16 protein-coding genes are annotated in these 18,526 nt (G+C 73.2%); 9 read left to right on the top strand and 7 right to left on the bottom strand.

Going from position 1 to position 18,526, the window contains the following annotated elements; translation table 11 throughout:
• Positions 1-3 precede the first annotated feature (3 nt).
• Together OP18_RS27355 and OP18_RS27350 are read right to left on the bottom strand one after the other, a co-directional pair.
• A complete protein-coding gene (locus OP18_RS27355) occupies positions 4-813 on the bottom strand; it encodes an oxidoreductase (RefSeq protein WP_033361916.1) in 810 nt (269 codons plus the stop codon).
• A 196-nt stretch (positions 814-1,009) separates the two neighbouring features.
• Positions 1,010-3,091 (bottom strand): cell wall-binding repeat-containing protein, encoded by a 2,082-nt coding sequence (locus OP18_RS27350; protein WP_156089818.1) that lies wholly within the window; start codon positions 3,089-3,091, stop codon positions 1,010-1,012.
• 115 nt (positions 3,092-3,206) lie between these two features.
• Here OP18_RS27350 and OP18_RS27345 point away from each other — a divergent pair, with 115 nt between their 5' ends.
• Positions 3,207-4,283 (top strand): serine hydrolase domain-containing protein, encoded by a 1,077-nt coding sequence (locus OP18_RS27345; RefSeq protein ID WP_156089817.1) that lies wholly within the window; start codon positions 3,207-3,209, stop codon positions 4,281-4,283.
• A 112-nt stretch (positions 4,284-4,395) separates the two neighbouring features.
• On the opposite strand, the gene OP18_RS27340 is transcribed toward OP18_RS27345, so the two are convergent.
• Complete coding sequence (locus OP18_RS27340; RefSeq protein ID WP_033361913.1) at positions 4,396-5,445, bottom strand: aldo/keto reductase; 1,050 nt, start codon at positions 5,443-5,445, stop codon at positions 4,396-4,398.
• A 77-nt stretch (positions 5,446-5,522) separates the two neighbouring features.
• Between OP18_RS27340 and OP18_RS27335 the strand changes: the two genes are divergently transcribed.
• The 6 genes from OP18_RS27335 (at position 5,523) to OP18_RS27310 (ending at position 11,360) form a co-directional block, all read left to right on the top strand.
• On the top strand, positions 5,523-5,909 hold the full coding sequence (locus OP18_RS27335; protein WP_033361987.1) for a MerR family transcriptional regulator: 387 nt from the start codon (positions 5,523-5,525) through the stop codon (positions 5,907-5,909).
• Positions 5,910-6,075: 166 nt separating this feature from the next.
• On the top strand, positions 6,076-7,101 hold the full coding sequence (locus OP18_RS27330; protein ID WP_033361912.1) for a chemotaxis protein CheB: 1,026 nt from the start codon (positions 6,076-6,078) through the stop codon (positions 7,099-7,101).
• The gene (locus tag OP18_RS53125; RefSeq protein ID WP_052387418.1) at positions 7,098-7,832 is read left to right on the top strand and encodes an ATP-binding protein; all 735 of its coding nucleotides are present in this window, start codon (positions 7,098-7,100) and stop codon (positions 7,830-7,832) included. The genes OP18_RS27330 and OP18_RS53125 overlap by 4 nt, the downstream gene beginning before the upstream one ends.
• Positions 7,833-7,868: 36 nt before the next feature.
• On the top strand, positions 7,869-9,746 hold the full coding sequence (locus OP18_RS27320; protein ID WP_033361985.1) for a CheR family methyltransferase: 1,878 nt from the start codon (positions 7,869-7,871) through the stop codon (positions 9,744-9,746).
• 26 nt (positions 9,747-9,772) lie between these two features.
• Positions 9,773-10,903 (top strand): SigB/SigF/SigG family RNA polymerase sigma factor, encoded by a 1,131-nt coding sequence (locus OP18_RS55580; RefSeq protein WP_081971169.1) that lies wholly within the window; start codon positions 9,773-9,775, stop codon positions 10,901-10,903.
• A 100-nt stretch (positions 10,904-11,003) separates the two neighbouring features.
• Positions 11,004-11,360, top strand: a complete 357-nt coding sequence (locus OP18_RS27310; RefSeq protein WP_052387417.1) for an STAS domain-containing protein — start codon at positions 11,004-11,006, stop codon at positions 11,358-11,360.
• 57 nt (positions 11,361-11,417) lie between these two features.
• Here OP18_RS27310 and OP18_RS27305 read toward each other — a convergent pair whose 3' ends face one another.
• The 3 genes from OP18_RS27305 to OP18_RS27295 all read right to left on the bottom strand — a co-directional run bounded on the left by OP18_RS27305 (position 11,418) and on the right by OP18_RS27295 (position 14,486).
• Positions 11,418-12,713 carry a PP2C family protein-serine/threonine phosphatase gene (locus tag OP18_RS27305; RefSeq protein WP_245635536.1) on the bottom strand — a complete coding sequence of 432 codons (1,296 nt, stop codon included), beginning with the start codon at positions 12,711-12,713 and terminating at the stop codon, positions 11,418-11,420.
• Between the two features lie 72 nt (positions 12,714-12,785).
• Positions 12,786-13,646 carry an ATP-binding protein gene (locus OP18_RS27300; protein ID WP_052387416.1) on the bottom strand — a complete coding sequence of 287 codons (861 nt, stop codon included), beginning with the start codon at positions 13,644-13,646 and terminating at the stop codon, positions 12,786-12,788.
• A 33-nt stretch (positions 13,647-13,679) separates the two neighbouring features.
• Complete coding sequence (locus OP18_RS27295) at positions 13,680-14,486, bottom strand: SDR family NAD(P)-dependent oxidoreductase (RefSeq protein WP_033361910.1); 807 nt, start codon at positions 14,484-14,486, stop codon at positions 13,680-13,682.
• A 188-nt stretch (positions 14,487-14,674) separates the two neighbouring features.
• Between OP18_RS27295 and OP18_RS27290 the strand changes: the two genes are divergently transcribed.
• The gene (locus tag OP18_RS27290; protein WP_156089816.1) at positions 14,675-15,907 is read left to right on the top strand and encodes a PP2C family protein-serine/threonine phosphatase; all 1,233 of its coding nucleotides are present in this window, start codon (positions 14,675-14,677) and stop codon (positions 15,905-15,907) included.
• A 4-nt stretch (positions 15,908-15,911) separates the two neighbouring features.
• Here the strand turns inward: OP18_RS27290 and OP18_RS27285 are convergent, their stop codons facing one another.
• Positions 15,912-17,045, bottom strand: coding sequence for a SigB/SigF/SigG family RNA polymerase sigma factor (locus OP18_RS27285; RefSeq protein WP_081971168.1), 1,134 nt, complete (start codon positions 17,043-17,045; stop codon positions 15,912-15,914).
• A gap of 247 nt (positions 17,046-17,292) precedes the next feature.
• Here OP18_RS27285 and OP18_RS27280 point away from each other — a divergent pair, with 247 nt between their 5' ends.
• Positions 17,293-18,525, top strand: coding sequence for an MFS transporter (locus OP18_RS27280; RefSeq protein ID WP_033361909.1), 1,233 nt, complete (start codon positions 17,293-17,295; stop codon positions 18,523-18,525).
• Position 18,526 lies beyond the last annotated feature (1 nt).

The following is an 18,526-nucleotide window of genomic DNA, read 5'->3' as shown; positions in this document are numbered from 1 at the left end:
CGCCTACAACCGAGCCATGATCGACCGGTCGTACACCCGGTCGCCGAGCCACTTTCGCGTGGCCATGAGTATCTTCGCGTACCGGCCGGCGGCGTAGCGCGTCCTCGGCCGGCGCGCGGTGACGGCCTTCTCGATCACGTCCGCGATCACCGACGGCGGCGTGGCGCCACCGGCGTACATCTTCCGCGTGCTGTCGGCCACCTTGGTCGCGAGGGTGGCGTACGCCCCGGCCGCGGACCGCGCCAGCAACGGCCCGGTGACCACGTCGGCGAACTCCGTGTCGATCAGGCCCGGCTCGATGACGATCACGTCGATGCCCAGCGGCGCGAGCTCCAGCCGCAGGCAGTCCGACCAGCCCTCCACCGCGTGCTTCGTGGCATGGTACCAGGCGCCGAGCGGGGTGTAGATCTTGCCGCCCATCGACGACATGTTCACGATCCGCCCCGACCCGCGCCGCCGCATGCCCGGCAGCACCAGCTGGGTGAGGCGGGCCAGCCCGAACAGGTTCACCTCGAACTGTCGGCGCGCGTCGTCCAGGGACACGTCCTCCACGGCCCCGTACAGCCCGAAGCCGGCGTTGTTGACCAGCACGTCGACGCCGCCCCGCTCGGCGGTCACCCGCTCCACCAGTCGCACCAGGTCGTCGTCGACCGTGACGTCCGCCGCCACCACGACGGCGCCGAGCGCGGCAAGATCCCGCATCCGCTCCTCCCGCCGCGCCACCGCGTAGACGGCGTGCCCCTCGGCCAGCAGCTTCACCGCCACGGCCTTGCCCATCCCGGACGACGCCCCGGTCACCAGCACAGTCAGCACAGCTCTTCCCCCAGCCCGGCGGCCCTTGGCGACCGCGTGCCTCCAACGCTAGGAGGCCACCGGCCCCGGTTCACTCGCCGAACCCGCCATCTCACTCGCCGATCGCGCCAGCACGGCCGGTGGGTCTGCGGCGGTCATACCGTGCGACCCTGCGGAAACGACGCGTGGCGTGAGCGGCCTGTCGTCGCGTGCGGCATCAGTGCGTTGCCCGGGCGGGCGGGCGGTGCACGACCCCGGGCATCCCGGCGGCGGTGCTGACTCGTCGCTCCTGGCTGCCGCCGGCCAGCGACCGGGCCCGCAGATGCTGCGGGACGAAATGCTCGGTGTACTGCACGTAGGTGTACGCGCCGGGTGCCGAGACGGCGTCGCCCAGGGCGGAGACGAGGGTGTCCTTCAACGCCAGGACGCCGCCGAGCATGGTCGCGTACTTCAGCGAGGCGGCGTTGCGGGACAGGTAGTCGAGGGTGGCGGGGCTGAGCGTGCCGGGGGCGGACAGCAGCAGCGGGCCGTGGTTGGCGCCGACCATCGCGCCGCCGGTCAGCGCGTCGAACCAGGTCGTCGCGGTCGCGACAGCGGCGGTGCGGGGGGCGTCGAAGAAGAAGTCGGCGACGGCGGCCGCGGTCTCGAACTCGGTCGCGCCGAACACCGGCCAGTAGTGCAGCGTATCGGGCCAGGACGGCATCTGGTCGGCCTGGTAGCCGCCGAGCAGCGCCCGGACCCCGGGGCCGCCGACGCCGATCATCCGGGTGCCGGTGTTCGGGTCGGGGTTGAGCGAGTTGAGGTAGGCGGCGGTCGCGGCGGGCATGGTGTCGCCGGCGGTGAGCACGATGACGGTGCCGGGGTTGGCGCCGGCCGCGGCGCCGGCGGCCAGCGCGTCGTAGTACTGCAGTGCGGTGGCCAGGATGACCGCGTTCGGCCTGGGCTCGATCTCCTTGGCGATGGCGATGGCGGTGTCGTACTCGGTGGCGCCCCACAGCCGCACGACGGTGTAGCCGAGCGCCGTGACCTGGCTCTCCACCTTCGCCGACAGCGCGACGGTGCCGCCGAGCAGGTACACCGTGCCGCCCGGGGCGAGGATGCGCTGCAGCTCGGCCCTGGTCGAGGCGTGCAGCCCGCCGGGCGGGGTGATCAGCAGCGGGCCCTGCTTGCGCACGGCGAGCGCGGAACCGCCGAGCGCGTCGAGGTACACGTCGTCGCGGGACAGCACCACCGCCTTGGCCGGCCCGCGCACGCCGTCGTCGACCCCGTGGTCGGCCCAGTTGTAGCGGGACGTGGCGACCGCGGTGTCCAACGCCGTCTGCCCCCAGACCCGCTCCACCACGTTGGTCGTGACCGGCTGCCACGTGGGCAGCGAGCCGTACGCGGCGACCGTGACCACCGTCTTGGTGGCCAGGTCCATGCGTTTGACCTGGGGATCCCCGTGGACCGTGTAGCTGGTGAAGAGCATGGCGTCGCCCGCCGGTGACCACGCCGGGTCCTGGTTGTGGGTGCTGCCGGCGTTCTCCTCGGTGGTCAGCTGCACCTGGTTGCCGCCGTCGGCGTCGGCGATCCAGATCTGGCGGTGCTGCCCGTACGTGCGGACGAACGCGATCCGGGTGCTGTCCGGGGCGAAGTCCGCACCCCAGCCGTTCTGGATGATCCTAGTGACGGCGGTGTCGCCGTCGACCCGGTAGATGTCGCCGGTCTCGTAGTCGTACGCGGTGCTCGCCAGGTGGCGCTGGAAGACGATGGTGCCGTCGCCGGCGACGGCGGGCCGGCTGTCCCAGAGCCCTGGCTCCCCGGGCGCGTCGAACAGCGGCGCCCCCGACGACCAGGTGCCGCTGCTGCTCGCGATGAGCAGCCGTCCGTAGGTGGAGTACACGACGTACCGGCCGTCGGGGGTGTACACCGGCTCGTTCGAGGAGAGGGTGGTGCCCGGGGTGAGCGCGTTGCGGTTGGTGCCGTCCGCCCGGATCGACTGCGGACCGTCAGGGTTGAAGGGGAAGACGAACCGGCTCCCGTCCGGCGCCCACCCGCCGGAGCCGGCCCAGGCGCTCGGCACCAGCTCCCGTGCCGCGGAGCCGTCGGCGTCCGCGATCCATACGGCGCTGACCTTCCGGTACGTGATCCGTCCGGGCGCGCCGGGCAGCGACGCACGGGCGGCCCTCGGCCGCCCGAGGACCGCCGGCGCGACGACGGCAGCGGTGGCGGCGGCGACGACACCGCGCATGGCGGCGCGACGCGAGAGCGCGAACGACACGACATCCTCCTCGATGATCATCGAGGAGTGTACGGACACGTCGTGGCCTCCGACAGGAGCCGAACGACCGAAGGAGCGCGCCCGCTATTCCCGCCCGGCGCTGTGATCAGCCCGATGTCGCCGGCGGTGGCGGTACCGCACGAGAATGACCGGCATGACTGAAGCACGGGGGCACGTCGCTGCGGGGTTCGAAGCGGTCCGCGAGGAGTTCGCCGCCTTCCTCGCCGCGGAGCCGGAGGGCACCGGCTCACAACTGGCGGTCTACCACCGGGGCGTCCAGGTCGTCGACCTGTGGGGCGCCGACGTCGACGGCGACACGCTGACCGGCGTGTTCTCCGTGACCAAGGGCGCCGCGCACCTCGTCGCCGCGCTGCTGGTGCAGGAGGGCGCGCTGGAGCTCGACGCGCCGGCGCGGAGCCTGCCGTTCCCGCTGACGGTCCGCGAGCTGCTCGGGCACCGCTCCGGGCTGATCGGCGTCGACGGCGGGTTCAGCATCGCCGAGGCGGCCGACGACCGGGTGGTCGCGGCCCGGCTCGCGGACCAGAAACCGTTCTGGGAGCCCGGCACCGCCTACGGCTACCACGCCATCACCATGGGCGCGCTGCTGGACGCCGAGGTCCGCGCCGTCACCGGCCGCCCGGTGCGGCAGTGGTACGAGGAGCGGCTGCGCGCCCCGTACGGCCTCGACCTGTGGCTGGGCCTGCCCGAGGAGCTGGAGCAGCGGTTCCGGCCGCTGCTGCCGGCGCCCGGCCCGGCGTTCACCCCGGACCCGGCGTCGTTCCTGGCGATCGCGTTCAACACGTCGTTCGACCTGCTGGACTTCGGCAACACCCGGCAGGTCCGCGCCCTCGGCCCGGCGTCGGCCGGCGGTGTCGGCAACGCCCGCGGCGTGGCCAGGATGTATGCCGCCGCGACCGGCCCGCTCGACGGCCGCCCCGCGCTGCTGGAGCCCGCCACGGTCACCGAGTTCGCGGCGCCGTACTCGCTCGGCGTGGACCTGGTGACCGGCGAGGCGGACCACTTCGCGCTCGGCTTCGAGCACCTCCCGGCGACGCATCCGTACCTCGGGCCCCGCACCATCGGGCACATCGGCGCGACCGGTTCGCTCGGCTGGGCCGACCCCGACGCGGGCGTCGCCTACGGCTACGTCCGGCGCCGGTTCGGCTACCCCGCCCCGGAGAACGCCCGCCTCGGCGCCGCCGTCCTCGCCGCCGCGGCAGCGGCGGCCTGACCGGTCGCCGGGGCCGCCGCGCGGCCGGCCCCGGCGGGCCGTGCGTGCACCGTCGCGCCGGCGAAGGAGCCTCAGGCGGCCGTGCGTGCACCGTCGCGCTGGTGAAGGAGTCTCAGGCGGCCGCGCGGTCGGCCGGGCGGCGGCGGCGCAGCAGCGGGTCGGCGAGCGACGGGGGGCGCCAGGCGCCGTCGGCGCGGTACAGGTCGGTGCCCGGCGGGACGATCTCGTCGACGCGGTCCAGGGTGGCGTCGTCCAGCGCGAGGTCGGCGCCGCGCAGGGCGGCGTCGAGCTGGGCCATGGTGCGCGGGCCGATGATGACCGAGGTGACCGCGGGCTGCGCGACCGGGAACGCCAGCGCCAGCTCCGGCAGGGTGCGGCCGAGATCGCCGGCGAGCGCCACCAGCCGCTCGACCACGTCGAGCTTGCGCGCGTTCTCCGGCAGCGCCGGGTCGAAGCGGGCCGGGGCGAGCGCGGCGCGGCCGGTCGACAGGTCCACCGGCGTGCCCTTGCGGTACCGGCCGGTCAGGAAGCCGGACGCCAGAGGGCTCCAGGTGAGCACGCCCATGCCGTAGCGTTCGGCGACCGGCAGGAGGTCCTTCTCGACGCCGCGGGCCAGCAGCGAGTACGGCGGCTGCTCCGTGCGGAACCCGGACAGCCCGTGCCGCAGCGCCACGTGGTGCGCCTCGACGACCTGCTCGGCGGGGAACGTCGAGCAGCCGAACGCGCGGATCTTGCCCTGGCGCTCCAGGTCGGTGAGGGCCGACAGCGTCTCCTCGACGCCGGTGGTCGCGTCGGGGCGGTGCACCTGGTAGAGGTCGATCCAGTCGGTGCCGAGCCGGCGCAGGCTGTCCTCGACCGCGCGGACGATCCAGCGCCGCGAGTTGCCGCCCCGGTTGGGTCCCTCGCCCATCGGGAAGTGGACCTTCGTGGCGAGCACGACGTCGTCGCGGCGCCCCCGCAACGCCGCGCCGACGATCCGCTCCGACTCGCCGGCGGAGTACATGTCGGCGGTGTCGACGAAGTTGATGCCCCGATCGAGCGCGGCGTGGATGACGCGCACGCACTCGTCGTGGTCGGGGTTGCCCACCGCGCCGAACATCATCGTGCCGAGGCAGTGGACGCTGACCTGGATGCCGGTCCGGCCGAGCGTGCGGTACCGCATGAGGGCTCCTTCGAGACGTGGACCGCAGCAGGCTAGGACCTGGAGCCGACTCTAGGTCAACACCTACGATGTACGGCATGTCCGACATCGAGCGACGGCTCAGCATCGGCGACGTCGCCGCACGCACCGGCCTGAGCGTGCACGCGCTGCGCTTCTACGAGCGTGAAGGTCTGCTCGCCGGCCCGGTCGAGCGCGACCCCGCCGGCCGGCGGGTGTACGGCGAGGACGACCTCGGCTGGCTCACCGTCTGCGTGATCCTGCGCGGCTCCGGCATGCCACTGCCGCAGATCCGCCGGTACACCGAGCTGGTGCGCGCCGGCGAGGGCAACGAGCCGCAGCGGCTGGACCTGCTGCGTGAGCACCGGCAGCGGGTCCTGGAGCAGATTGACCAGCTCACCAAGTGCCTGGACCTGATCAACTACAAGGTCGCCGTATACGAGGACATCCTCGACGCGACAGGATGACGGGTTTGCCGGAGGGTACCGCGGGGCAGCAGGTACTGATCGATCCGGCCCGGACGCGACGGTGACCGCCGCTGCCCGGCCGGGCGTGTCGAGTGAGATGGCATCGAGATGAGCGTCGCTGTGTCCCTGCGAAGCGTAGAGTCCGCCCTTGTGATCGGTCGCCACCGTGCGTGAGCCGCGCGGACTCGTCGTCGTCGGCGCCTCCGCGGGCGGCGTGGAGGCGTTGCGGTCGTTCGTGGCCGCGCTGCCCGGCTCGCTGGCCGCGGCCGTGTGCGTGGTGCTGCACATCCCGCGGTCCGGCACCAGCGCGCTGCCGCACATCCTGGGCCGGGCCGGCCGGCTGCCGGTGCGGCACGCGACCGACAGCTGCCCGCTGGAGGCCGGGACGATCTACGTCGCCCCGCCGAACTTCCATGTGCTCGTGGTCGACGGCAAGCTGCGGCTGTCGCGCGGCCCGACGGAGAACGGGCACCGTCCCGCCGTCGACCCGCTGTTCCGGTCCGCGGCGCGGGCGTGGGGCAGGGCCGTCGTCGGCGTGGTGCTGTCCGGCAGCCGCGACGACGGCGCGTTCGGCCTGGCGACCATCGTCGAGCACGGCGGGGCCGGACTCGTGCAGGCGCCGGCCGAGGCATTGCACCCGTCCATGCCGGTCCAGGCCGCCGAACTCGTCCCGGACGCGCGGGTCATGCCGGTGGCGGCGATGGGCGCCGCGCTCGCGGAGATGACGGACGGGATGACCGGCCCCGCGCCGGTGCCGTTGTCAGGAGACGCCCAGGTGGTTGCGGAGGACGCGATGGCTGCCATGGAGGACCTGACCGCCGAGAGCGCCGGTGGGGTGCCCGCCGGATTCGGCTGTCCCAGCTGCCACGGCGCACTCTTCGAGCTGCCGGGCGGTCACCGGCCACCCCGGTTCCGCTGCCGGGTCGGCCACGCCTGGAGCGCGCTGGGCCTGATCGAGGAGCAGGGCGAGGCCCTGGAGGGCGCGCTCTGGATGGCTTTGCGCAGCCTGGAGGAGAAGGCCGCGCTCAGCCGCCGCATGGCCGACTCCGCGTCGATGCGGGGCAGCGTGATGACCGCCGAGCGGTACAACGAGGTCAGCCGCGCCGCCGACGACGCCGGGCGGATCATCCGTCAGCTCATCGAGCAGCTCGGGTCGGTGGAGGACAAGCCATTGGTGGCGGACGAGCTATGACGACCCTCGCCTGCATCCTGGAGCGGGAATTTCCTATCTGCCACCTCCGGCTGCGTGGCACGCTCAGCCTCGCGACGGTGCCGCAGCTGCGCGCCACGGGGCTCAAGGCGTTCGCCGACCAGCCGGACCTCGTCCTCATCGACGTGAGCGGGCTGGAGGTCGAGGACGACGTCACCCTGACCGCGTTTCCGGCGCTGGTACACCAGGGCAGCGCCGACAATGTGTCGGTGATGCTGTACGGCGTCCGGCCCGCCCTCGCGGTCCAGCTCGACAGGATCGTGGTGGCCCGGCAGGTGCCGACGTTCGAGACGCGGGAGCAGGCCCTCGCCGCGCACGCCCGTTGGCCCGCCCCGACCCGGGCGCAGATCGACCTGGCGCCGGACCGGGACGCGACCGCCCTGGCCCGGGACCTCGTCGACCGCTGCTGCGAGCGGTGGGGGGTGCGGCACGTCGCCGACGACGCCGCGCTGGTCGTGACCGAGCTGGTCGCCAACGCGGTGCAGCACGCCCGGACCGGCAGCACCGTGGTCGTCACGCTGCGGGAGCGCTACCTGCACGTGGCCGTGCGCGACCGCAGCTCGCGGCGGCCGCGAAGGATCACCGCGGACAACGAGCTCGAGTCCGGCCGCGGGCTGCTCATCGTCGATGGTGTCGCCACCTCCTGGGGCGTGATCGACACGGTCGGCGGCAAGGTGGTGTGGGCGACGCTGCGGCTGCGACGGGGACGATAACGTAGCGGGTCGACAGTGACGCGGAAGGACGCGGTGGTGACCGAGACGAACCCCGACTTCGAGGCGTTGCTGGTGTACCTGAAAGAGGCCCGAGGCTTCGACTTCACCGGCTACAAGCGCTCCAGTCTCATGCGCCGCGTCGACCGCCGCATGGCTCAGGTCGACCTGCACGACTACGGCGACTACCTGGACTACCTCCAGGTGCACCCGGACGAGTTCACGGCGCTGTTCAACACCGTGCTCATCAACGTGACCGCGTTCTTCCGCGACACGGACGCGTGGACCGCGCTGAGCCAGCGGGTGCTGCCCGAGCTGCTCGCCCAGCGCAACGGCATGATCCGGGTCTGGAGCGCCGGGTGCGCCTCCGGCGAGGAGACCTACACCCTGGCGATCGTGCTGGCCGAAGCGCTGGGGGTCGACGCCTTCCGGGAGCGGGTCAAGATCTACGCCACCGACGTCGACGAAGAGGGCCTCGCGCACGCCCGCCAGGCCATCTACACCGAGCGCGACCTGCAGACCGTGCCCCGGGAGCTGGTCGAGCGTTACTTCGAGGCCAACGCCGGGCGGTACGTGTTCCGCAAGGACCTGCGCCGCTCGGTGATCTTCGGCCGCAACGACCTGGTCCAGGACGCCCCGATCTCCCGCATCGACCTGCTCGTGTGCCGCAACGCGCTGATGTACTTCAACGCCGAGACCCAGACCCGCATCCTGTCGCGGTTCCACTTCGCGCTGGCCCCCAACGGCGTGCTGTTCCTGGGCAAGGCCGAGATGCTGCTCAGCCACGCCAGTATGTTCACCCCCATCGACCTGAAGCGGCGGATGTTCCACAAGGTCGCCCGGACCATGGTCAACGGCGGCGGCTACTTCGCCGAGACGTATCCGCCACCGATCAGGCCGGAGATGCACGCGCTGGACCGGCTGCGCAACGAGGCGTTCCAGGCCAGCCCGGTCGCGCAGGTCGTGGTGACCGCCGAGGGCCTCGTCGCGCTGACCAACCGGCACGCCGAGACTCTCTTCGGCGTGTCGCCCCGCGACATCGGCCGGCCGTTCCGGGACCTCGACCTGTCCTACCGGCCGGTCGAGCTGCGCGGCTACATCGAGCAGGCGCAGCTGGAGCGGCGGGTCGTCAAGATTGACAACGTTGAGCTCGGCACGGGGACCGCCGAGAGCATCCATCTCAATATCCAGATCAACCCGCTCGTCGACTCCGACGCGGCACTGCTCGGGGTCGTCATCATCTTCCAGGACATGACCGCCGCCCGCCGGTTGCAGGACGAGCTGGAGATCGCCAACCGGCAGCTGGAGACCGCCTACGAGGAGCTGCAGTCCACCAACGAGGAGCTGGAGACCACCAACGAGGAGCTGCAGTCGACGGTCGAGGAGCTGGAGACGACCAACGAGGAGCTGCAGTCCACCAACGAGGAGCTCGAGACGATGAACGAGGAGCTGCAGTCGACCAACGACGAGCTGCAGTCCATCAACGACGAGCTGCGTGACCGCACCAACCAGCTCAACGACACCAACTCGTTCATGGACGCCGTGCTGAGCAGCCTGCAGGCTGGTGTCGTCGTGCTCAACCGCGAGATGCACATCCTGGTGTGGAACCGTCGCGCCGAGGACATGTGGGGACTGCGTGCCGACGAGGCCGTCAACCAGCACTTCCTCAACCTCGACATCGGCCTGCCGACCGCCCAGCTGCGCCCGGTCATCCGTGAGGTGCTCACCGGCGGCCAGCAGCGCCAGGCGCCGCCGCTCAGCGCGGTCAACCGCCGTGGGCGCACCGTGACGCTGCGCGTCGTGTGCAGCCCGCTGGTCAGCGAGGCGGCCGGCCCGATCGGGGTGATTCTCGTCATGGAAGCCCTCGGCGAGGTGGAAACGGCGACTCACCCGGCGGAGCGCGGCCCGGAGACGTAGAGTCGGGTGAGGTCGGAGGGGGTCCGGTGCACCTGACCATCGCTGTGTCCAGCCGCGACGCCAGGACGCTGATGGAGCTGACCGGTGTGCTCGACTACGCCTCGGCGCCCTACCTGCGCCAGGCGGCCTTCGACCTGTTCGACGGCGGCGCCCGCGACGTCACCATCGAGGTGTCCCGCCTGCGGCTGCTCGACGCGGCGTCGATCAAGGTGCTGCTGTACCTGCGGACCAAGGCCGAGCACCTCGGCGCCGGTCTGCGGGTGGCCGGGGCGGCCGGCCGGGTGCTGACCGCGCTGGAGATCTCCGGTGTGGCGAAGCAGCTGCGCGTCTACGACGAGCTGGACTGGCCGGTGGGGCAGCGGGACCGTCAGGAGGTCGCGCTCGACGAGCTACGGGTCACGCACGGCCAGTGGCCGCCCGCGGTCACCGGGCTGCTCGGCGACCTCGGCGCGATGGACCCCGATGACCCGCGCCGCGAGCGGATCCGCGAGCAGGCCATCGAGCTGTGCCTGCCGGTCGCGCGCCGGCTGGCCCGCCGCTACGGCGGCGGCGCCGAGTCCGCCGCCGACCTGCTGCAGGTCGCCTCAGTGGGACTGGTCAAGGCCGTCGACGGTTTCGACGCCGGCCTCGGCGTGGAGTTCGGCGCCTACGCGACGCCGACGATCGTCGGCGAGCTCAAGCGCCACTTCCGCGACCGCACGTGGGGCATCCGCGTCCCACGCCGCCTGCAGGAGCTGCGCATCGCGGTGAACAAGGTCCGCGACGAGCTCACCCAGACGCTGGGCCGCTCCCCGACGGTCACCGATCTCGCGCGGCGTCTCGACGTCGACGAGGAGCAGATCATCGAGATGCTCGGCACCGGGTCGGCGTACCGGCCGCTGTCGCTGGACACGCCGGTCTCCGTCGGCGACGACGAGACGACCCTGCTCGACGGGCTCAGCGTCGACGCGCCCGAGTACGGCATGGTCGAGGCCCGCGAGTCGCTGCGGGTCGCCATGGCCCGGCTGCCTGAGCGCGAGCAGCGGATCCTGTCCCTGCGCTTCTACGGCAACCTGTCGCAGGCGGAGATCGCCGAACGGGTCGGGCTGTCGCAGATGCACGTGTCGCGCCTGCTCAGCCAGGCGCTGGCGGTGCTGCGCCGGCGGCTGACCCAGTAACTTCACACGCGGCGGCCGTCGTCGGGTCCGGGGTTGCGTCCGGGCCGCGCCCGCGCGGCGGCTATGGTGGGGCGGCGCGGCGTGATTGGAGAGACCGTAGGTGGACCTGTCGTTGACGATCCTGCCGGCTGAACGCTGCACCGTGGTGCAGGTCGCCGGGGTCCTGGACCTGGGCACGCTGCCCGAGCTGCGCACGTGCCTGGAGCAGGTGATCGACGACGGCGCGCTGCGGATCGTGCTCGACCTCGCCGGAGTGCGGCTCATCGACTCCAGCGCCCTCGGCGCGCTCGTGTCCGCGTCGCAGCAGCTGCGGCAGCGCTCCGGGCTGCTGTGCCTGGCCTGCGTCCAGCCGCTGGTGCGCCGGGTGCTCGAGCTGACCTCGGTGGACCGCCTCATCGACGTGCACGACACCGTCGCCGCGGCGCAGGCGAGCATGGCCGCCGACGAGACCCGCTGACCCGGCGCGGCCTGTCCCGGCCCCATCAGGAGGGCAGTGGCGCGCCGGCGTGCGCCGTCAGTCGGGCAGCGCCGCGCTGGCGCGGGCCGGGTCGGCGCCGCCGATGCTGCGCCTGGGCCGGCCGTGGCCGCCGTACCAGTCCACGATCAGCAGCGTCGCGTCGTCGGCCAGGGTCGGGCCGGCGACCCGCAGCACGGCGTCGGCCAGGGTGCGGGCCGCCTCCCGAGGGTGCAGCGCCGTGACCGCGCGAAGCTCCGCGTCGAGATCGAGCCGGGCCGCCCTACGCTCCCGCATGCCGTCGGTCAGGATCACCAGGCGGTCCCCGGGCACCAGCGTCACCGTCCCGGCGCTGAACGTCGCGCCGGCGACCATGCCGAGCGGGAAGTTGCGCGGCAACTGCACCGGGTGCACGGCGCCGTCGCGGACCAGTAGCGGCGGCAGGTGCCCGGCGTTGACCAGCTCGCAGGCCCCGGTGGGCAGGTCGAGCCGGCCGAGGACTGCGGTCACGAATGTGCTTTTGGTGCCGGCGTGCTCGGCCACCGCGGCGTTGGCGGCGTCGGCCTGCGCGATGAGGTCGTGCCCGCGGCGGCGGCTGTTGCGCAGGCTGCTCACCCCGAGCGTGGCGGTCAGTGCGCTCGCCACGCCGTGCCCCATCGCGTCGGTGACGCTGAAGTGCAGCAGGTGGCGGGCCAGGCTGTAGTCGAAGGTGTCACCGCCGATGCTCGCCGCGGGCTCCAGCCATCCCGACAGCGTGAACGCGCCGGCCTCGCAGGTGAACGCCGCCGGCAGCAGCCGGCGCTGGATCTCCGCGGACAGGTTGAACGGGGTGGTGCGCTGCCCCCACTCGAACAGGTCCGTGTGCCGCCGGTTGGCGATCACCACGAACCCCAGCACGTGCGCGATCCGGCTGATCTCCGCGAGATCCCGCCGGTCGGGCTCCTCCGGCAGGACCAGCTCCAGCAGCCCGACCGCCTCGCCGCGCTCCGTCACCGGCGCCCACACCGTCCACGTGCCGGCGTCCGCGCGCACCTTCACGGCCTGCATGCGCAGCGCCTGCTCCTGCGGGCCACCGTCGAACGGCACGAGCGTGGCCACATCGTCGCCGCGGCGCCGGCTCCCGGCACCGTCGTCGCCGTCGCGCGCCCCTCCGGCGCTGACGCCGGAGGGGTCGAACGGTATGTGCGCCAACCGGACGAGCGCGCGGCCGCCCAGGTCGGCGATGAGGAACGACACCGACCGCGCGTGCAGCGCCCGGCCGAGCTCCCTGGTGACCGCCTCCACCGCGTCGACCGGCGAGGCGTCCTCGGCCGCGGCGAGCATGGCCGTCAGTGTCGGCGCATCATTGTGACCCACGTCTGGAGCATACGAACCCGCCGTTGCCCGCACATACCGACCTCATCCACCCGGTGGGGTCAGCGCGGCCGCTCAGCCTCCGGTGCGCGGCGCAGGACCAGGCCCGGGGGAGCGGCGCGTCGCACCGGCCCGGCGCAGGGTCGCCCACACCACCTTGCCGTCGGCTACGACGACGCAGCCCCAGGCGGTCGCCACACCCTCCACGATGAGCAGCCCGCGACCGGACTCGAGGTCGACGTCGGCGGTCGTGCGCCGGGGCAGCAGGAAGCTGCCGTCACGCACCGAGATGTGCAGGTGGCGTTCCCGCAGCGACAGCGACAGCGACAGCGGGGTGCGGGCGTGCTGGATGCCGTTGGCGACCAGCTCGGTGACGACCAGCGCCGCGGTGTCCGCCAGCTCGGTGATCCGCCAGCGCCGGCACGCCTCGTCCACGAGCCGCCGCGCCTCGGCGGTGGCCGACGGGTGGGGCGGCAACGGCAGCGCGGCCCGCGACGGTCTGCGCAGGCGCTCGTACAGGGCCAGGGCCGAGGCCCGGGACGCGGCGACCGGCACAGACCGGGTGACGGCCATGGTCTGCAGCTGGTGCCGCAGGGTGGCGTCCGGGCCGGTGACGATCACCGCGATGCCGTCGGCGCCGGCGTGCCGGGCCAGCGCCGGCAGGGCCGTCAGCGCGAGGTCGTCCTCGGTCTCCAGACCCGCCACGTCGATCAGGATGAGGTCGGGTTGGTCGGTCAGCACCTTGTGCACCGCCCGGCGCAGCATCGGCGCCGAGGCGATGCTCAGCCTCCCGGTGGCGTGCACCACCGCGACCGGAAAGCCCCGCTCCAGGTCGCACAGCAGCGTACGGTCGGGATCGGGCACCAGATCAGGGGCCGTGGTCGGGTCGGCGGGCACCGCGATCACCCGCTGGTGCGGGTCGGTGGGCGGTGGCACGCGCCCGCCGCGGCGCTGACGATCCGCATGGCGTCACGCCGCCGAGCCGGGTTCGGCCATCTTGCGGTGCATCTCGGCCTTCGCCGTGTCCGGCACGACCTTGCCCGCGACCGCCTGGACCTTGTTCATGAGCGACCCCGCCACCACGTGGTCGTCGCCGCGCATCAGCGCCTTGAAGCCCTGCTCGGCGACCTCGGCCGGGTCGTCCTTCTTCCCGGCGCCGACCCTGGTGTCCTCCATGTCGGCGCGGCGGAAGAAGTCGGTGTCCGTCGGACCCGGCATCAGCGCCGTCACCGTGACGCCGGTGTCCTTGAGCTCGTTGCGCACGGCCTCGGAGAACGACTGCACGAACGCCTTCGACGCGTTGTACACCGCCTGGAACGAGCCTGGCATCGTCGAGGCGATCGAGGAGGTGAACAGCACCCGGCCGGCGCAGCGGCTGACCATGTCGGGCAGGACCCGCTTGGCGAGGTGCACCGTCGAGGTGACGTTCAGGTCAATGACGTTGAGCTCGTCGCGCAGGTCCGTACCCCGGGTGAAGTCGCCGCCGGCGCCGCGGCCGGCGTTGATCGCGACGGCGTCGACCGGCCGGCCGGTCGCGGCGATGTCCCGGCACAGCTGCTCGACGCCGTCGTAGGTGGCGAGGTCGACCTGCACGCCGGTCACGGTGGCGCCGGTCTCCTGGCGCAGCCGCGCCTCGGCCTGTGCGACGCCGGGGTCCTCGGCGGCGATGAGCAAGTCATAGCCGTGCCCGGCGAACTGCTTCGCCAGCTCGTAGCCGATGCCGCTGCTCGCGCCGGTGACGACGGCCAGGGGTCGTTCGGTGGTGGGTGCGCCCATGACGGTGAGGTCCTTTCTGGGGTCTCACCGCCCCCTACCCACCGCACCCACCGAAAAACGCCGATCCTTGGAGCACGCCGCCATGTGTCAGGACCGCCGCCCGGGGCAGGGTTCGGCGCGGCGCGCCTGGGGTACCCGTGCATCCGGCGCCGTTCATCTCCGGGACGCGGCACCGTGAGGAGCGCATGGTGACCGCAGCGGGTGTGCAGTGGCCGTGGCGGGACGCGCTGGCGGATCTGCTGCGGCGGTCCCGGCTGGCTCAGCCCGACGGCCTGGCCGCGGAGGTGAACGCGGCCCTGGCGCCGCTGGGGCTGGAGGCCCGCATCTACCTGGTCGACCAGGAGCAGCGCACCCTTCGCCCGGTGCCGCGCCCGGGTGGCCCGCCGCCGGGCGGGCTGGCCGTCGACTCGACCGTGCCCGGGCGGGTCTTCACGACCGTCGAGCCGGCGTCGCTGCCCGCGACGGACACGGACCCGGCCCGGCTGTGGCTGCCGTTGCTGGACGGCACCGAGCGGCTCGGGGTGCTGGAGGTGACCGTGCGCGGCGGCACCCCGCTGGACGACCCGGACCTGCTCGCCGGCTGTGACCTGTTCACGCAGCTCGTCGGGCACCTGATCGCCACGAAGCTGCCCTACGGTGACGCGCTGCTCAAGGTCCGCCGGACCCGGCGCATGTCGGAGGCGTCGGAGCTGCTGTGGCGGCTGCTGCCGCCGCTCACGTTCGCCTGCGACCGGGCGGTCGTCGCGGCGATCCTGGAGCCGTGCTACGAGGTGGGTGGCGACGGGTTCGACTACGCCGCCGACGGGTCCACCCTGTACTTCGCGATCTTCGACACGGCCGGGCACCACCTGCGGGCCGGGCTCGGCACCGCGGTGGTGATGTCGGCGATCCGCGCCGCCCGGCGCTCCGGCGACGGCCTCTACGCGATGGCCCGCGCCGCCGACCGGGCCCTGGAGGAGCACCTGCCGGAGCTGCGCTTCACCACCGCGGTCCTCGCGCAGCTCGACCTCCAGACCGGGCGGCTGCGGTACGTCAACGCCGGGCACCCGCGCCCGCTGCTGATCCGCGGTGGCAAGGTGGTGCGCAGCCTCGACGGCGGCCGGCGGATGCCGCTGGGCCTGGACGACCCGCGGACCGAGGTCGCCCACCTGACGCTGGAACGCGGCGACCGGCTGCTGCTGTTCAGCGACGGGATCACCGAGGCCCGGGACCGTGCCGGCGCGGCGTTCGGCATCGAACGGCTCACCGGCCTCGTCGAGCGCGGCACCGGCGACCTGCCGGCGCCCGAGGCGCTGCGCCGGCTGTGCCACGCCGCGCTGTCGCACTACGACGGGCCACCATCCGACGACGCCACGCTGGTTCTGGTGGAGTGGTCCGACGAGGCGGCCCGCGCGATGCTGCCGAGCAACGCGCAGACCTGACGGGTCACTGCTCCGTCAGGCGGCGGTGCAGGTAGTCCAGCGAGTGCCGCAGCAGCCGGGACACGTGCATCTGCGACAGCCCGACCTCCTGCGCGATCTCCGACTGGCTCCGGTTGCCGTAGAAGCGCAGCGACAGGATGCGCTGCTCCCGCTTCGGCAGGCGGGCGATGAGCGCCTGCAACGTCGTGCGGTCCTCGACCAGGTCCAGCTGCGGGTCCTCGGCACCGACGGTGTCGCCGAGCGTCGTCTCGTCCTCGGTGCCGGCGACCGGCAGGTCGAGCGAGAGCGGCCGCGACGTGCCGGTCGAGCCGATCATCTCGAGGATCTGCTCGGTGTCCACGTCCAGGTGGGCGGCGAGCTCCGGGGCCGTCGGGGTGTGCCCGAGCGTCTGGGTGAGGTCGTCGCGGGCCCGGTTCGCGGCCAGCCGCAGCTCCTGCAACCGGCGGGGAAGCCGGACACCGGCGTTGCGGTCACGGAAGTGGCGTTTGAGCTCCCCGGTGACGGTAGGCGTGGCGTAGGTGCCGAACTCGACGCCGCGGGTGGCGTCGAAGCCGTCGACGGCCTTGATGAGGCCCAGCGCGGCGACCTGCAGCAGGTCGTTGAGCGAGTCGGTGGTGCTGTGGAAGCGCCGGGCGAACCGGTAGGCGGCCGGCAGGCAGCGCTCGATGATGTCGTCGCGCAGCCGGGCGCGGTCAGGGTCGTCGGGGGCGAGCTGGTGCAGCCGGTTGAGCAGCTCGGTCGCCTCGACCGGCCACAGCCCGTGCGCGACCGGGGTGCCGTCCAGCCGTACGGCGCGCCGGTCGCGCTCGGCCACCGGCCAGTCCAGCTCGTCGTAGGCCCGCAGGGTCTTGGCGACCCCGGTGATCTCCAGGGCGGTCAGCACCGTGCCGGTCGCTCCCGCCGCGTGCAGCCCGCCGCCGAGCTGCTCGGCGCGGGTGTGCAGGTAGAGCAGTGCCCGGATGGCGCCCGCGTCGAGCAGGCTCAGCTGTGACACGTCGATGGTGACGTGGTGGTGGCCGTCGTCGAACAGCCCGAACACCACGTGGCGCAGATACGGCGCCGAGGCGAAGTCCAGCGCGCCGGTCAGCTCGACGAGGCCGGCGTCCTCGTGTGTCGACACCGTGACCGTGAGATCCATGCCTTGTCTCCTTCTGGCCTGGTCAGCGGCGGTGTACGGGATACATCACCCGGGCTTCACTCCACCGTGGTACCCCGCTGGGGCCCGGGTACTCGCCGCGTCGGCCCCGGACGTGACAGGCATGTCCGGAATGTCGGCTAACGTCGAGATGACCGGTTCGGCGGGCGGCGGTGCGGTCGGGTGCCGGTGCGGGTGCGGGACAGGTTCGTGCCTTTCGCGCGTCGTCCAATCGGCCGATGGCAGACCCGTGCGCCTTCTCGCTTCCCGAAACTACCGTTACTGGGCCGCCGCCGACCTGGTTTCCGTGACCGGCACCTGGATGCAGGTCCTGGGCGTGAACTGGTTCGTCCTGCGCGAGACCGGCTCGGCGACCCACATGGGGTTGACCGTCATGCTGCACGCGCTGCCGGTGCTGCTGCTCGGCCCCTACGGCGGTGCCCTCGCCGACCGGCTGCCCGTGCGACGGATGCTGCTGCTGACCCAGGCCGCGCACGCGGCGCTCGCCGTCGCGCTGACGGTCGTGGTGGCCACCGGCGCCCAGCTGGGCTGGATCTACGCCATCAGCGTGCTGGCCGGGGTGGTGTCCGCCGTCGACGGGCCCGCCCTGGGCCGCTTCGGCGGCATGGTGTCCGGCCCGCGGCTGCTCGGCAAGGCCCTCGCGAACGGCTCCCTGATCAGCTCCACCGGCCGCATCGCCGGCATGAGCGTCGGCGGCGTGGTCGTCGCCGCGGCCGGTCCCGCCGCGCTGTTCGCGGCGAACGCGGTCAGCTTCCTCGCCGTCATCGGCGCCCTGCTGGCCATCCGCGCCCGAGAGCTACACCCCCTCGCGGCCGCCCCGGCGGCGCCGGCCAAGGGCGCGGTGCGGGCCGGGTTCCGGTACCTGGCGACCCAGCCGGTCGTGCTCGTCACCCTCGCCGTCGCGTTCGTCCTCGGCAGCCTCGGCCGCAACTACCAGGTGACGATGGCCGCGATGAGCGACGGGCCCCTCGCCGCCGGCCCCGCCGGCTACGGCGCGCTGTCCACCGTCTTCGCCGCCGGCACCGTCGCCGGGGCCCTGCTCGCCGGCCGCCTCACCCTCGACCACCGGCTGCTCGTCGCCGCCGGCGTCACCGCCAGCGTGCTGCAGATGGTCGCCGGGGTCGCGCCGAGCCTGTGGACGTTCGCCGCCGCGCTCGTGCCGATCGCCGCCGCGGCCGTCATCGTCGACACCACCGTCTCGGCCCGCATCCAGCTCGACACCCGCGACGACATGCGCGGGCGGGCCCTGGCCGCGACCGCCGTCGTCGGTGCCCTCGCCGGGATCGCCGGCGCGCCGGTGCTCGGCTTGCTGTGCGAGACGATCGGCGCCCGCGGTGCGCTCCTGCTCGCCGGGGCGGTGGGCGTGCTCACCTGCACCGGCGCGGCCCTGTGGTTCAGGGCCACCGCTGAGGCCGCCGCACCGGCCGGCGCCGCCGCGTCCGCGGTCCCGGTGCCGGCCTGAG

The organism is Dactylosporangium aurantiacum (assembly GCF_000716715.1).
Classification (GTDB): domain Bacteria; phylum Actinomycetota; class Actinomycetes; order Mycobacteriales; family Micromonosporaceae; genus Dactylosporangium; species Dactylosporangium aurantiacum.
Note: the sequence above shows the minus strand (reverse complement) of the source record. Positions and strands in the feature narration are given on the sequence as shown.